At 53.7% G+C, this 17,325-nt stretch carries 5 protein-coding genes; 4 read left to right on the forward strand and 1 reads right to left on the reverse strand.

The annotated features are described in order from the left end of the window. Window positions 1-31 precede the first annotated feature (31 nt). Entirely contained in the window at window positions 32-1,015 is a 984-nt protein-coding gene (locus ACE419_RS03610) for a site-specific integrase (RefSeq protein WP_435721038.1), read from the reverse strand. A 563-nt stretch (window positions 1,016-1,578) separates the two neighbouring features. On the opposite strand from ACE419_RS03610, the gene ACE419_RS03615 reads away from it, so the two are divergent. The 4 genes from ACE419_RS03615 (at window position 1,579) to ACE419_RS03630 (ending at window position 17,256) form a co-directional block, all read left to right on the forward strand. After that, window positions 1,579-3,030 carry an SGNH/GDSL hydrolase family protein gene (locus ACE419_RS03615; protein WP_435721039.1) on the forward strand — a complete coding sequence of 484 codons (1,452 nt, stop codon included), beginning with the start codon at window positions 1,579-1,581 and terminating at the stop codon, window positions 3,028-3,030. Window positions 3,031-3,150: 120 nt separating this feature from the next. Further along, window positions 3,151-3,840, forward strand: coding sequence for a hypothetical protein (locus tag ACE419_RS03620; RefSeq protein ID WP_435721040.1), 690 nt, complete (start codon window positions 3,151-3,153; stop codon window positions 3,838-3,840). A gap of 52 nt (window positions 3,841-3,892) precedes the next feature. After that, window positions 3,893-4,582 carry a winged helix-turn-helix domain-containing protein gene (locus ACE419_RS03625; protein WP_435721041.1) on the forward strand — a complete coding sequence of 230 codons (690 nt, stop codon included), beginning with the start codon at window positions 3,893-3,895 and terminating at the stop codon, window positions 4,580-4,582. A 284-nt stretch (window positions 4,583-4,866) separates the two neighbouring features. Next, window positions 4,867-17,256, forward strand: a complete 12,390-nt coding sequence (locus ACE419_RS03630; protein ID WP_435721042.1) for an ESPR-type extended signal peptide-containing protein — start codon at window positions 4,867-4,869, stop codon at window positions 17,254-17,256. Window positions 17,257-17,325 lie beyond the last annotated feature (69 nt).

Raw genomic sequence — 17,325 nt, forward strand, 5'->3', positions numbered from 1 at the left:
GTTCTTCTCTTTGCGGGGAAGAACGCTTTTTTCATTTCTTGAACATCTTGTTCAGCGGATTTTCCTTGAAGATATTGCCCTGTTCGATGTAGCGGTGCACCATTTTTTCTGAATGATGACGCGTCTGCCGCATAATCGTCAGGGCGTCGACATCGTGCTGGGCCGCGCTTGTCGCAAAGCCGCGCCGGAGGCTGTGGCCCGCGAAGCTCGCGGGATTGAGCCCGGCAAGGCCCGCGTATTTCTTGACAATCAAGGCAACGGATTTATCCGTGAGCTGCGACTGACGCAGCGTATGGCTGCGCGTGAACGGCCGGAAGAGGGGGCCTGTATGGATGTCAGCGGCCGCAAGCCAGGCCCGGACGGCCCGCACGGCGCAGATTTCGGGGTCCGGTGCGTACGGCACGGCAATCTGCGCGCCGCGTCCTAATTGGTCGCTCTTTGACTGCGGCACGAGAATCACGAGGCCCTGCGACGTAAACGTCAGGTGCTCAATTTGGATGGCCACGAGCTCCGAGCGGCGGAACGCGCCGGCAAAGCCAAGGAAAATCAAAGCCCTGTCGCGCAAAGCGACGATGTCATCGCCAAAACAGTCCGCGAGCAGATACAGCGTCTCCATGAGAATCGGCGCCTTGCCCTGCTGGAATGTGCCCTTCTCGCGCCGAATCGCTTCCATCGCCGCGCGCACGAGATTGTCCTTTGCCGGATTGTTTTTGCCCTCGTAGCCGGCGGCCAGGTGATTCTCTGAAATCGCCGTCACGCGCCGCGCCACGGTATTGGCCTTGGCATCATCGGCGAGGTCATTGAGATAATTGACAATCGTCTCCGGCCGCGCCGGCAGATCCCGCTCATGATGATACGCGCACCAGTCCGAAAAATCACTCCAGTCCGCTGCATACGCCTTCAGCGTATTGTCCGCCTTCGACTTCACGAGACGGGCCTTGGCCTTTTCTGAAAGATGCGCATTCGTCTCAATGCGCTGATTCTTGAGCAGATAAAAATTCTTCTTGGGAGTCATGTATGTTCATCCTTTGTTGGTTGATGGTTATTTCTTATGATTTCGTCAGCAGATTTTAGATTACCGCGGCTTTTCGTGCAAACTTGGCGCCGGCGGGGGCTGCCTGACGCTCCGCGTGGCCGCTGGCTAAATTTATTTTTTGTCTTTTAAGGCATCCTTCGCAAGAGCTAAACGCACTTCGTTTGGACGACGCTCTTTCGAAGGGTTCTGGCGGACAAAAAATAAATTCTTCACGCCAGAGGCCAAAGCTCCGCTTACAGGCAGCCCCCGCCGGCTCACGTCCTCTTTTTGCTTGTGGAAGATTGACTTTTGTCAACCTTCCACAAGCAGTACGATACATTTTCATTGATGTTGGCGGTGCTGGATTGTAAGGCAGGAGAAGGGCGGCCCAATAAGTGAAGCTTCAGCCTGCTGCGCGGAACGTTTGGGCTGCCCTTCTCCTGCCGCCTTATTTGTACTACCTTTGTATACTTCACTTTTCCCTTCTATTATATGATGGAACTATGTTATAATGCAATTATTCCTAAATGCTGTATAATAAAGAAAGAAGGAAGGTGACTTCCATGAAATTTATGAAACGACGTTATGAACGCAAGTTAAGAGAAAAGATGAAATCGCATAAACATGTTACTGGCCTTTTGCTGGGGCTTTTGTGCCTGTTTGTGGTTCTTGGCGGGCTTTTGCTGACGACGCGGCAGGAGGCTTCTTCGCAGCTTTTGACGCCGCCGCCCGCAGGGCTCAGTGCGACGACAGCGGAGACGCCCATGTCGTATTCGCCGATTCTGACGTGGCAGACGGATGATGAGGCCGTCATGTACGAGATTGAGTTTTTCACGAAGAAGCCGGAGCATATCTCGAATTCAAAAATCTCGTCGCAGGCCGTTTTCCGCACGCGCAGTGTCTATCAGAATGCCTACAATGCTCCGCTTGAGGAATTTGCCGCCGACCAGCTCGGAAATCCAAATGAGCCGATTTACTGGCGCGTGCGCGCGATTGACTTCAACGGCACGCCGTATACGCCTTTTTCCGAGCTCGTGCCTCTCTACACCTCGCCGAGCCTGCCGCGCATGAATGCACCGGTGCTCACGGCGGAATACGGCGGCGAGAAGGGGGAGACGCTGCTTTATCCGGTTTATACGTGGATTGGACAGGCCAATGCGGCGAGCTACGAGGTCGATATTTACGCGGAAAATCCGGAGGTCAATCCCGAGGCTGAGCCCATCGAGACGCTGACAACGGATATGGCCGAAATCTACGACCCGCAGCCGCATTACGGCGATGCGCCTTTTTATTGGCGCGTGCGTTCGTTTGACGGCGCGGGGGAGCCCTTGGGTACCTGGTCCGAGGTGCGTTCGTTCCGCACGAATCCTGCTGACAACTGGCAGGTGGCCGTACTCGGCGACAGCATCAGCCACGGCGGTGGCCATTATTCGTACAGCCCTGCCGTCTTCTCGTTCAGCTGGCTCCATTATCTCGACTTCCCGAGCATCAATCTCTCGGAGAGCGGCGATACGAGCGGCATGACGGCCGAGCGCTTTGACCGCGATGTCCTGCCGTTCCATCCGGAGTATCTGCTCATCATGACGGGCAGCAACAGCCTGCGGGCCGGCGAAGACACGGACGCGGTCATCGCTGATATCGAGTCCATTCGCCAGCGCTGCCTTGAAAACGGCATCAAGCCGATTCTCCTGACACTGCCGGCCATCAACCCCGACAACATCGACCATGTTTTTCAGGAGCCGACAGCAGACGACTGGGAAGAGCGCTTTGAGGCCGTCAACGCCTATATCCGCACACATACGTACATTGACATGGCCATGGCCATTCCGACAAAAGACGGCCAGCTGCCCACGCAGTACGCCCTCGACGGTCTGCATCCGGACGCCAATGGCAAGGCCCTGATGGGCGCGTACGTCAATTCGGTCTGGCCGGAGGTCAAGGCCGCTGCGGACGAGGAGATGCAGGAATACCTCGACGCGCAGGCAGCCGCAGGCTCGGACGCTGGCGCAGAATGACGAATCCGGCTGGAAACGAACATCTGGCCCCTCTGGATTTGTCATGGTATATGTATTATAATGAAATGAGGGAAAGACAGAAGCCTTTCCCTCATTTCTTGATTTTGGAGGAAATTTTGCATGAAAGCATATCATAATCTTTTGGCTCTGGCCGCCGCCGGAGTCATCCTGTTCTCGCATGGGAATGTCTTTGCGGACGCGGACAGCGAGGCCGCGCAGATGGCCGCTGTCCCGGGTGACAGCTCCATCGCGGATACTTCAGAGGTCACGCAGGCTGCTGAGAATACGGCCGGCACCGCTGCTGAGACTGCCTCCGATACCGCCGACGCTGCGGAGACCGCGGGGGATACGCAGTCCGATGCGAATGCAGGCATGCCGAACCCGATGGTTCCCTACAATAGTTACACGGAGATGGCACAGGCCCTTGACTTTCATCCGCTTTATTTCCCTTTGAGCTCAGGCCTTGAGCTGCAGCAGCGCTTTATCATCGGCGGCAATGTTGCCGACCTTCGCTATGCCTCGCGCTACGGCCAGCCGGAAAAACGCGCGCAGTTCACCGTGCGCACGGCCGTGGCCGACCCCGACAGCATGACGGCCGAGACGCTCAGCGGCGTTTACGGCGCAAACTGGCAGACGCAGACGATTGGCGGCACGTCCGTGCAGATTGCCGAAGTCAGCGATTCTTCATTTGCCGCCTACTGGACGAAAGACGGCTTTGTCTTCTCCGTCGGGGCCGAAAATGTCAACCGCTGGGATTTCCTGCGTCAGGTGCGCGACAATCTCATCGACCTGACCGAGCATTATTATTGACTTTTCACTTGTTCCGGAACCCTGACTTTTGCAGAGAGGAAAGGATGATAAAATGCAGATCCTTGTCGTAGATGATGAAGCTTCCATACGGGAGCTGCTCGCGTTCAATCTTAAGAAAAACGGCTACGAGGTCGAGACGGCCGCCGACGGCCGCGAAGCCCTCGCCAAGGCGCCCAAAGCCGACCTCGTGCTTCTCGACATCATGCTGCCCGAGATTGACGGCCTCGAAGTCTGCCGCCGTCTCAAGTCAAGTCCGCAGACAAATGGCATTCCCATCATCATGCTGACGGCCAAAGCCGAAGAAATCGACCGTGTGCTCGGGCTCGAGATGGGTGCCGATGACTATGTCGTCAAACCATTTTCCATGCGCGAGCTCATCGCGCGCGTCAAAGCCGTGCTGCGCCGCTCCCATCAGGACGACAAAGCAAAAGGGGAGGCACTCTCCATCGGCAGCCTGCGCATTGACTTTTCCTCGTATCAGGTCTGGCTGCACGATGAGCCCGTGGCCCTGACGCCAAAGGAATACGAGCTTTTGAAGCTCCTCGTGACAAATCCCGGCCGCGCCTTTTCACGCGATGAACTCTTAGAGCGCATCTGGGGCTACGAATACTACGGCGACACGCGCACAGTCGACGTCCACATCCGCCACCTGCGCGCCAAACTCGCCGCGGCCCCCGAAATCAGCGACGCCATCGAAACCGTCCGCGGCGTCGGCTATCGCTTCACCCGCAAAATTTCCTAATAAATAAACAGCCTTAAGAAGATGACTATTTTTGCAGTCATCTTCTTTTTTTTGACATAAAAGCAGGATTTTGCTCATAAAAGAACGAATTGTTCTATAAAGTTTGCTTAAAGACTCATTTGGTATGTATGGCAATATGCTTTTGCGTCAATAAGATTCTGATAGATACGTGACAGTTGGATAAAAATGTAAGAATTTCGTTTAAGAATCCCATTGATGAAAAAGATACAACTCGCATATAACCATTTGCAGGTGCATTTTGTTCCAAAGGTGGGGTTGATATTATGAATAAAATTTATAAGGTCATCTACAATCGCGCGCGCAACATGTATCAGGTCGTCTCTGAGATCGTGCACAGCCGGGGCAAGACACGAAGCCTGCAGAGCCGCGTCCGTCCCCAAAGCCTCGCCCGCCTCGTAGCCGCCACCCTGCTGGCCATGAGCATAGGACTGCCGGTCGGGTGGGCGGCAGATGGTGATAGTGCGGGTACCACCACGAGTGATACTACGACGGCCACTACAAAAATTACTTCCGGCAATACAGATTCCGTCACGGGCGGCGATGTCTATACTGAAGTCCGCCCGACAGCAGATAAAAATTATGTCAAAAGCACGCAGACAACTGCTGAAAATTTAACGAGTCTGGATACGCAGGTCAAGAAAAATGAAACCGCTATTGCAACCAACACCAGCAGTATTGCTGCCAAAGCGGATAAAACGGACTTAGACAGCAAAGCCAATACCAGCATGGATAATCTGTCAGATGCAGGCAAACAGGTTATTCAGGCATTAATGGAAATCCAGAACAGCGGCAATGTTACCGTTTCCAGTACGACAACAACGGCTGGTGTAAAAACTTATACGATTACAGTTAAGACAGATGGCGCAGTAGCCAGCGGCAATACAGGCATTGTCTCGGGAGGTACGCTCTATAGTGAAGTGCGTCCGACTACTGACGGAACGTATGTCAAATCAGCAAAGACAACAGCGGAAAATTTAACAGCCCTCGATACGCAGGTCAATACTAATACAACCGATATCAGCAATCTTAAAAATTTAAGCAATATCACAACGGATGGCAAGACCGCCATCAAGAACCTGTTAAGTGTTGTAGGTGATAATGATCAGGTAACCGTTACACCCAGTGAGGATTCGACGTCTGGAATGAAAACTTACACGGTCAGTGTGAAAAAGAACGGTAAGATTTCAGCAACAGACGAAAATATCGTTACTGGCAAAACGGTTTATGAATATTTCAATCAACAAATTGGCACGGTAGCAAATGGAACTTATGTCAAGTCAGGGAATACTATTGCAGCAAACTTAGCAAATTTAGATACGAACTTAAAAAATGTCATCGATGCTATCGGTCTTGATGAAAATGACACGACGCAGAGCTATACGTCCAAGCTGAATAAATACTTCAAGGTTAATCCTGAAATCACGACGAGTACAGATGGGACCAAGACGTATGCGGCTGATGCCGCCGCCAACGGCACAAACTCTATTGCCATCGGCCCGAGCGCCCAGGCCGGCGAAAGCACGAAGGATGCCACCACTTCTACGACCACCGTGACCGGCGGCACCAGCAGCACGGCCGTAGGTGACAGTGCTAAGGCGAATGGGGACAAATCTGTAGCTCTTGGCTATAGTGCTCAGGTCCTGAATACGACGGATACTACAGGAGCTACGACAACGACCATTTCCGGCGGTGTAGCTCTCGGCGATGAAGCTAAAGTAAACGGTGCCAGTGATGCTACGGCTATTGGAACAAAAGCTCAGGTCAACGAAACAGCGAGGGGTGGCATAGCCATTGGTAAAAATGCCGTGACCGGCGAAGACAAGGGAACTGTCACGGTAGGAGATGTGACGGCTAATGTCGCTGCTATTGGTGGTGCTGATAGCGTAGCTTTGGGAACTAATGCCGCTGCCAACGGCAGTGAAGCTCTGGCTTTGGGCAATGGAGCACAGGTAAAAAATTATACAACACAGGCCGGCACGACCGTAACGAAGACACTCAGTACCGGCAGCACTGCTATTGGTGATGAGGCTGTCGTGGAAGGGGCTAACAATGCCTTGGCTCTTGGATCGGGTGCTGCCATTACCGGAACGGGAACGAATTCGGATAACTCTATGGCCTTGGGAAAAAGTGCCACGGTGACGAATGCGACGGATGCCATTGCGGAAGGGTCGAGCGCCGCCGTAGCTGACGGAGCCAATAATGGTATCGCTTTAGGCAATACGGCCAAAGCCAATACGTCCAATACGACCGCCATTGGCTACAAGGCCAGCGCTACAGGGGCCGGGGCTGTCGCCATTGGTGAAAATACTTCGACGAATACCGAAGGCGGTGTTTCTATCGGCAGTGGCACCAGTGCTTCCGGTAAATCTATTGTCATCGGCTATGCAACGGACACTGACGGAACTACGGTTAAAACAGAATCGCAGAACCTGAATGCCATCGCCATCGGCAACGGTGCCCAGGCCAATGTAAATGATTCCGTTTCTATTGGTCATCAGGCCGGTATGAATACGAGCGAAGGCAGAACCAGTGGCTATGGTTCCTTGATTGCTATCGGTACGAATGCCGGCAATAATGTCAAGGGCATGCAGAACGTAGCCCTCGGCAGTGGCGCGGGCAGCAACGTCAAGAGTAGTTACAACGTCGCCATCGGTTCCAATGCCGGTGCAGGTATCAACTACGCTGCAGATAAAGATACAAATCCTCAGAATGGCTACAATATCTCCATTGGTGTGGATGCCAACTACCAGAGCGCCGATGCGAATGCTAAAAACATTATGGAATCCATTGCCATCGGTCATAGTACCAATGCGGTTTCGAATGCTATTGCCATGGGTTACAATACGACGGCTTCAGGTGATAAATCGATGGCCTTAGGATATAACGCTACGGCTGCAGATACGGACAGTATTGCCTTAGGTGATAAAGCAAGCGCTGGCGGCGGCAACATTGCTATTGGCAGCGGTTCCTTGGCTCCTTCTATTACGACATATGGGACTAGTTATTTGACAAATAATACCAACGTCGATGGTTATGTTTCACTTGGCGGGCAAACAAGTGCAACAACCAGCAAGACTGTCCTGCGCCGTATTTCCAATGTAGCTGATGGTTCGGCAGATCAGGATGCGGTTACGGTAGCACAGTTAAAAGCTGCGTATACTGATTTGGAAGGGACTATCAAGACTACAGACACAAAAATCAGTGATACCTATACGCAGTCGGCTATTGATACCAAAATCGCCAATGTAGAAAGTAAGATTACGAATGCGCAGACCAAGTATTTCTCCATTAATACGTCCAGTGATACGCTGACAGCCAACGCCGATAATTCGGGTGCTACTACAGAAGGAGCTGCCGATGCCATGGCGATTGGTCCGAATGCTTCGGCGACAAAGGCGAAAGCAGTAGCTATTGGTAACAATGTATTGGCCAGTGGCAAAGGCAGTATCGCTATCGGCACAGCAGATAACCCGGCAACGAGTACTACTACCACGGCTGGCGGCAACACCAGTGCCAACCCGCATGTTACTTCTGCAGAAGGTTCCAACAGCGTGGCTGTAGGTACGTCCTCTATTGCCCAGACGGACAATTCTGTGGCCATTGGTACCCGCGCTTCGGTCTATACATCAGATGTGACGGATTCTACAACGGGTACAACGACGAAGGTCGGCCAGCAGTCCGTTGCCATCGGCTATCAGGCAGAAACGCGTAACACCAATGCCATTTCCATCGGCAGTGACGCCAAGGCTTATCGGAATGGTTCCACCGCTGTCGGTCATAGTGCTTTTGCGCAGGGGGCTGATTCCGTTGTAGTCGGGACGTCCAGCACGGCAAATGGAGATGATTCCGGCATCCTCGGCAAGAGCAATACCATTAACGGCAGCAATACCTATGCCGTCGGCAGTGAAAACAATGTCAATGGCAACTGGGGTGCTGTAAGCTACAGTAACATCAATGGCAGCAAGAATACGATTACGCCGATTTCTGATACCTCTGGCTCGACAGTTCACGGTATGAACAATTTGTCGGTAACGGGCAACAGCAATACCATCAATCAGGGCTCCTATTCGGATACGGTCAATAATATTTCCATTTTGGGTAACAGCAACTCTGTTACTGGAGACAATGAGGATTCGGGTAATGCCGGTACGACGACGAATATTACTGTCATCGGCGGCAGCAATACCATAGCCGGCAAAGATGGGGCCGGTTTTGACGGTTACGGCATCGGTACCTGGAAAACGCTCGAACGGACGACCGTCATCGGTTATGGCAATACGGTCAACCAGGCCGGTAACAGTACGCTTTCGTCGCTGGCCAATACCCAGATCTTGGGCAACGATGTGACGGCCACGCTGGGCAACTCCGTCTATTTAGGTACAGGAGCTGCAGCTAAAACGGCGAACCTGGCAGACAGCACGACCTTGACGGAAGCTGAAACAAAAGCCGCTGATGCGGTCGATACGACAGGGAAGACGGATACGGAAATCGCAACGGCTCAGGCAGAAGCCAAAGCCAAGGCACGCTATGCCGAGAACCTGAAAGCCATGAAGAAGAGTGGTACGACAGCTGGTCTGCAGACCCTCAATACCGATACGACCTATGATGACGGTACCAGCTATTCCTATGCAGGCTCCACACCCACAGGCGTCGTTACGGTCGGCAAGGTGGGCAGCGAACGGCGCATCCAGAATGTGGCCGCCGGTCTTGTCAGTGCGTCCAGCACCGATGCAGTCAACGGCTCCCAGCTCTATGCCCTGACCCGGCAGCTGCGCTTTGGCGGCGACAACTCCACCTTCGGTGCCACCAGTGATGCCGATACCAACGTCATCGCCCGGGGCTCGGCCCAGACCCTGGCCATCACCGGCGGCGGAGTGGGCGTCACCACGTCCACTACGAACGGCGTGACCACCACCACCGTGGACAGCACGAAGCTCACGGACAAGAACATCAGCGTCATTGCTGACACGGACGCCAACGCCCTGAACGTGAAACTGGCCAGCAACCTGACCAGCCTGAACACGGCCCAGCTGGGTACGGGCAGCGGCGACAGCTACCAGGAAACCATCAAGCTGGACGGTACGGGGACAAACGGCGGCACCTTGACTCTTGACGATGCCAAGGGTGCCAACGGCGTCACCCTGCGCACCAGCGGCAGTGCGACCACAAAAGACCTGTCCGGGACTGCAGCTACGCGGCTTTTGGTCAATGACAAGACGGTGGCCACCATGGATGACGGTATGACCGTCGGCGGCGATTCGGGGACGGATTCCAAACTGAAACTGAACAGCAAACTGACTATTAAAGGCGGCATCAACAGCCAGAATGCGGCCAACCGTCTGAATGACACGAACAGCAACATCGGCGTCACGTCGGATGGCAACGGCACGTTGACGGTCAAATTGAGCAAGGATGTTGTCCTCGGCAATTACCAGAGCGGCACCGAAACAACGGATAAATCCGGCACCCTGCGCGTCAATGGCGGCAGCTATTATTCGATGGATAATGGCTCCAGCATTTCCCTTTATAAATCGGTCGGCACAGCGGACGGCTCCAGTAAATATCCGGCTTCCGGTGATACCCTTGGCGTAACCATGGGCATGACGAGCAAGAACGGCGGCTATATCGGCCTCTTCGACGGCAGCGGTGCCAATGAAAAATACATCTTCAGCGGCGATACGGTGAACGGGATTCCTCGTATCCAATATAATAATGGAACAACTACAGGAACGACCTACAGCCTGGCTACGCTGAACGATGGCACCAATTATAAAGACGATGCAGGCAATTCTGTTTCCGTGGCCTTGAATAAGACCTTGACCCTCAGCGGCGGGGCCACGACGGACAGCACGAAGACGGTGGCCAACTGGACAACAGGGAACATCAGCGTCGTTTCTTCGGCGGATACAACGGATGGCACGGCCAACGGCAACGGTACCATGAGCATCCGTCTGGCCAAAAATCTGGATCTGAGCGGTGACGGCAGTCTCAAGACCGGCGCTACGACCATCAGCAACAGCGGTCTGACCAACGGCAGCACGACTTTGAACGGCACGGGCCTGACCATTACCAATGGCCCCAGCGTGACCACCAGCGGCATTACGGCCAACGGGAAAATCGCCAAAGTCACGGCGGGAACGGACAATACGGATGCGGCCAACGTTGCCCAGATCAAGGCGGCTACCACGGAAGTAGAGGCTGGCGATAACGTAGCCAGTGTCACCAAGGAACAAGGTAGAAACCAGCAAAATATTTATAAGGTTAATGTCAAAGATTTGACATACACGGCCAATGGCACCAGCAAAACGACTAGCCTTGAGAAGGGACTCAGCTTTGCGGCCGGCACGAATACAACTGCAGAAATCGATAATACGACTGGGGCTATTAAGATCAATGCTACCCACAATAAGCTCAATGCCAACGGTTCAGCCACCAAAGCCACTGCAGACAGCAATGCTGTTACCTTGACCTTGACCGATGCTGACAATAATACGACAACGACAGCGCTGACGGATACGTACACGACTGTTTCGAAAGATGCTGATACCAAGACGGTTACCTTCAAGCGCAATGATGGGGAAAGCCAGACATTAAAACTGGAAGATTTGGGCGGCATTACGGCAGCACAGGACAAGTATGTCATGGGCGGCACTGTCTCTTATGATGACAATGGCACCGGTACGGCATCGCTGACAGGCAACAACGGCCTGACGGCGACTATTACGGGTCTTAAGAATACGAAAGTTTCCTCAGGTACGGCATCTTATATCGACGCCACCGGTGCTGCTACCGTCAACGGTACGGCTACGCTGACCATGAACGACGGCACCAAGGCCACCATCACGGGCCTGCAGAATGACTATATTACTACGGCTACGGTCACTTCCACGGGTACGAACAAGAACCACGTCACTCTGACCCGTCTGGGCGGCGGCACGGTGGATGTGAACCTGAACCCGATTCTTGACAACTACAGCCTCAGCGATTATCGTCTTGTGGGCAATGGAGATACACAAGATAAGGCATATACCGTAGGTTCCGACGGCACGGTCACCCTGAATGTGGTGGACAGCAAGAATGCAGCCAACAAGAAGACCATCCAGATTACGGGGCTGGCCAGTCAGTCCGGCGTCAATGCCAGCCGTACGACGGTGACGTCTTCGGACAGCAGCGTAAAAGTGACGGACAGCACATCCAACAGCAATACCCATACCTATGACATCCAGGTGGACTATACGAAGATCCCATCTAATCTGAAAGTCCAGTACAGCGGCGATAATGGCATAACCGGTTCCAACACTATGGACAAGGCCACGGCCTTTAACGGCACGGCGGGTCAGATCGAGACCGCCGCGACGGACGGCAAAGTCAGCTTCCAGCTGGCTAAAGATATTACTGGCATCGACTCCGTGACCACGGGCAATGCCAAATTGGATACCAACGGCCTGACCATTAATGAAAATGGTACGGAAAAAGTCGCCATCACTTCTTCGAAAGTCAACATGGGCGGCAACGTGGTGTCTAACATGGGCGGAGCTGTGAACGATAACGATGCAGCAACCCTGGGCCAGGTCAAGAGCGCCCGGACTTTGCTCCAGCAGGGCACGAACACTAAGTTGACTGATTCTGAAAACGGCAACCAGCACACCTATACGGTCAATGTGGACAACCTGGCTGTGAAAGCCAATGGTACGGGCACGACCACCGTAGAACTGGCCAAGGGCATTAATTTCAACAACGGTACCAATACGACGAGTACCGTAGATGCTCAGGGCAATGTTACCATCGATACTAAGAACCTGAACGTAAAAGTCAATGGCACGAATTCGTCCAGTGTTACCATGGATACGGGCCTTGACTTCGTCAACGGCACAAACACGACGGCTGATGTCACGAATGGTAAGGTTTCCTTCAATGTTTCCGACGATGCCATTAAGGCACAGGCCAAAAGCGCTGTTTCCCTGAACGCAGGGGACAACGTGACGATTGGTACGCCGACAGAAACGGATACCAATAAGACTTACACCATTTCCGTTGATAATCTGAAACTGCAAGCCAACAGTGTCGATGCGGGTAGTCGCAAGCTGGCAGATGGACTCAACTTTGCCAACGATTCGAATACGAAAGTGTCTGTCTCTAACGGAACAATCACATATGGCCTGAAGGACGACATTTCCCTGACTAGTGTCAAAACGGGCAACAGTTCACTGAACACAAAAGGCCTGACCATTACGAATGGCCCCAGCGTCCTGGCCTCTGGCATCAATGCGGGCGATCAGGCCATTACCAATGTTGCCAGCGGCGGCGATACGGACACGAATGCAGCAAATATTAGTGACGTCAAACGGTTGGTTGCCGATGCTTCCAGTACGACGACATCAACCGGCTTCAAAGTCAAAGGTGACGATGCGACGGCCAAGACTGTCCAGCTCGGCAAACAGCTCAATGTCACGGGCGGAGCAACGTCTGATTTGACGGACGGCAATGTAGGTGTCACGACCTCCGCCGATGCGCAGGGCAATGCCACACTTTCTGTGAAGTTGAAGAAAGACATTGACCTCGGTACGACGGGCAGTGTTAAGACTGGTGCTACGACGATGAACAACGCAGGCATCACCAACGGCAGTATGAGTCTGACCAATACAGGCCTTACCATCACCAATACAGATGCTTCGAAACAGGTTTCCTTGACTACCAGTGGTGTCTCCATGGGCAGCCAGCGCGTCCAGAACGTGGCTGACGGCAAGGCTGATACCGATGCGGTCAACCTGAAACAGCTCAAGAATGCCCGTACGGTGGTTGCCGCTGGCTCGAATGTCAGCAGTGTGGATGTAAAAGACGCTACCGACGATAGCAACCAGAAGACGTACACCGTCAATGTGGACAATCTCTCTGTTAAGGCCAACAACGAAACTGCAAAGAATGTAACCTTAAAGACGGGTCTGACCTTCAACAACGGTACGAACACGACGGCTGTGGTCGGGGACAACGGAATCACGTATAACTTGAATGATACGATTTCCCTGACGAAAGTCACCACCGGCAATAGTTCACTGGATACCAATGGCCTGACCATCACGGGTGGTCCCAGCGTTACGACTTCCGGCATCAATGCAGGCAGCAAGAAGATTACCAATGTTGCTAACGGTGAAACTGCCAGCGACGCAGTCAACAAGGGACAGTTGGATGCCTTGCAGACCCAGGTCACGAACAGCAGCTGGACGTTGTCTGGTAAGGATGACAGCAGCAATGCTGTAACTGCAAAAATCGGCAACGGCAAGAAAGTCACCTACAACAATGGCAATTACACCAAGTCCGTTGTCAGCAAAGATGATGCGGGCAATGCTGCGGTCAAAGTCGATGTCACGACGGGAACTTTGACGGCTAAAACAGACGGCACGATTGCCTCGACGGACGGCGTCGCTACGACGGGCGATGTCGCCACAGCCGTCAACAGTGCAGCCTGGACCATCGAAGACGCAGATCATGCGGACAATGCCCAGACAGTGAAGGCCGGGGATACGGTGGCTCTGAAAGCCGGCGATAACCTCCTGCTTTCTCAGGATGGGAAGAAATTCACCTACAGCCTGAACAAAGTGGTGACCGGCATGACCAGCGTCACGGCGGTGGATGACAAGCAGAACACCTCCGTCCTGAACGGCGAAGGCCTGAAAGTCACCGACGCCCAGGGCAACGCTTTGACCCAGCATGCCACGGAAGTGCGGCTCCATGATGCCAACAAGGCAGCCGATGATACGACGACTGATGTAGTCCTGAACAAACAGGGCCTGCAGAACGGCGGCCATACCATCACGGGCGTGGCCGACGGCAAGGTCGTTGCCGGTTCCCAGGAAGCGGTCAACGGCGGCCAGCTCTATGCCCTGCAGCAGAAAGTCGGCAGCGGCTGGAAAATCACGGGCAACAATACGGCCAGCACCACCAGCATCGGTGCGGACAAGACCGTTTCTTTCATTAATGGTAAGAACAGTACTGTTACTGTGTCCGGTTCTGATTCCGGCGCTACGGTGAAAGTCGATGTGGATACCGCAACGCTGAGTACAAAAGATAACAAAGCAGTCGCCTCTGGTTCCGGTGTCGCTGATGCCGGCGAAGTGGCAGAAGCCATCAACAACGCGGCCTGGACGGTGGAGAAAGCCGGCAGTGAAGCGCAGGCCCAACAGGTGAAAGCCGATACGACGGTGACCTTCGGCAACGATGAGAACCTGACCCTGAGCCAGAATGGCACGGCCTTTACCTACGGCCTGGCCTCCAATGTGGACATCTCCACCATCCGCCTGGGCGGTACGAAAGGCGCTGACGGCGTCTGGACCGGTGGTATCTACATCGGCAAGCAGGTGGGCGGCGGTGCCAATGCCAATGACGGAAATTATATCACCGGCCTTGGCAACACAGCGTGGGATCTGTCCAAAGTGGTGGATGACCGAGCTGCTACGGAAGGCCAGTTGAAAGCAGCCATCAACCAGGTGACCATTGCCTCTCAGTCCGGCGGTTTCGGCCTGCGGGATGCAGACGGCAATACCGTTACGCAGATGCTGGGCCAGACGGTTAGTATTGTCGGTGATACGGAATATGCCCCTGACGGCAAGACCATAACCAAACAAGGTAATATCACGACAGAAGCCGACAGCAAGAACATAGGCGGCATCAAGGTGAAACTCAGCGACAATGTTAAGTTAGCTGATACAGGTTCTTTGACGGTCGGTCAAAGCAAAGTGACAAATGGCAAGGTTGAACTGGATAATACAACGGATACTAGCAAAAAAATTATGCTGGACAGTTCAACTGGTACGGCTGCTGTTGGTGGCGTTATTGTCAATGGTTCTGAAAAGACAGTTACAGGGTTATCTAACACGAATTGGGATGCTACAAAGGCCAATGTAGCTGTTTCGGCAGGCGGTTATCAGGGTTCGACCAAGGCGGCTACGGAAAGTCAGTTAGCTGCGGCTATTTCGCAGGCTACAACGACGGCACAGAACAACGAACTTCATGTTCAGGCCGGTACATATAATGTCACAACCAAGACGGATGCTCAGACAGGGGCTAAGACAAATTCTGTCACCATGAATATTGTCGATGGTGCAGGAGCTACTAAAGGTCAGGTTGTCATCAACGACGTGGCCAAGGCTTCCGATTTGGGCGACACGACGCAGTTGGCTGATGCGGTCAAGACCAAGAACGGCGATAACTATCAGACGACTTCTGTAGTGGAAGCCGTGAACAACCTGAATACGAAGGTCGATAATCGTGTCGGTGACAATCAGTACAGTGCTGTCACCAACAAGGATATTGACGTGCAGGACGGCGATAGTTCTACCACAGCTATTGCTAAACTGAACAAGCGTATGACAGATATTTATACTACAGCCGGACAACACACTACCGTTAGCAATAGCGATAAGAATTTGATTTTGACAAAAACTGAGAATGGAGCCACGAATTACCAAATTGATTTGAACAAGGAAAAACTGGACCTCGGCAATGTGACGATTAAGGGCAATGAAGGCTCCATCGCCGCCAAGTCAATGACGGCCGACACCTTTACGGCCGGCAGCACGGTCGTCAACAACGACGGTGTGAAAGTCGGCGACAAGTCGGCCCTGACCGGCGATACTTTGAAAGTCAACGGCAAGACGTATGTTTCCGGTGATGGCATCAATGCCAACAGCCAGAAGATCACGAATGTCGCAGACGGCAGTAATGACGGCGATGCGGTCAATGTCAAGCAGGTCAACGAACTGGCCGCTCAGCAGAATGCTGCGATTAACCAGAATGCTTCGAACATCAACCAGCTCGACCGCGCCGTCAATCGTCTTGATTCGCGCATCAACCGCGTTGGTGCAGGGGCGGCAGCTCTCGCGGCCCTGCATCCTGGCGACTATGACCCGAACGACAAGGTCGATTTTGCGGCAGGCTTCGGCAATTACCGCGGGGCCAGCGCGGCGGCTGTCGGCGTTTACTACCATCCGGATGAGACCACGACCATGTCCGTCGGCGCAAGCTTCGGCGGCGGTGAAAATATGGTCAACGCCGGTGTCACGTGGAAGATGGGCAAGGATTCCGGTCATATGCGCAAACAGGCCGTAAGGACTGTGCCGGTTCAGTTTGTCGCTGCCAATACAGCGGCGGCCGTGCCGGTCAGCGCGGCGAATGCGGCGGTCAAAACGCCGGCCCCGACTACGACAACGACTACGACTACAGCGGCCAACGGCCAGCAGGTCCCGATTGTCGCAGCTTACCTGCCTTCGCCGGATTCGCCGGTCCGCGCGGAAAACGATGAGCTCAAGGAACTTCTGGCACGCCAGACGGCCATCCTTGAAAAACTCACGGAGCAGAAGACGGGCCAGCCCGCTGCCGCAGCTCCGGCTGTCAGCGGCGACGACCTCTATCCGGATGTGCCGGAAAATCACTGGGCCTATGACTTTGTCGGCAAACTCGCCAAAGCCGGAGTCCTCAAAGGCTGCAGCGTAGAAGACCCTGTAAACAACCCGATGCTCACGCGCAACGACTTCGCTCAGATTCTCTACACGGCCCTCAAGAACGGCGCCACGAAAGACCCCGCCCTCAACAAAGACGGCGGACTCAATCATCTGGCCAGCGAATTCCGCGCCGAACTCAAAAATGTCAAACGCTGACCTCCGCTGACTTTTGGCAGCAGGTCAAAGCAGTCGGACAAGGCAGAATTAAAATGATGCCATAAAACA

The organism is Mitsuokella apri, assembly GCF_047974105.1.
Taxonomy (GTDB): Bacteria; Bacillota; Negativicutes; order Selenomonadales; family Selenomonadaceae; genus Mitsuokella.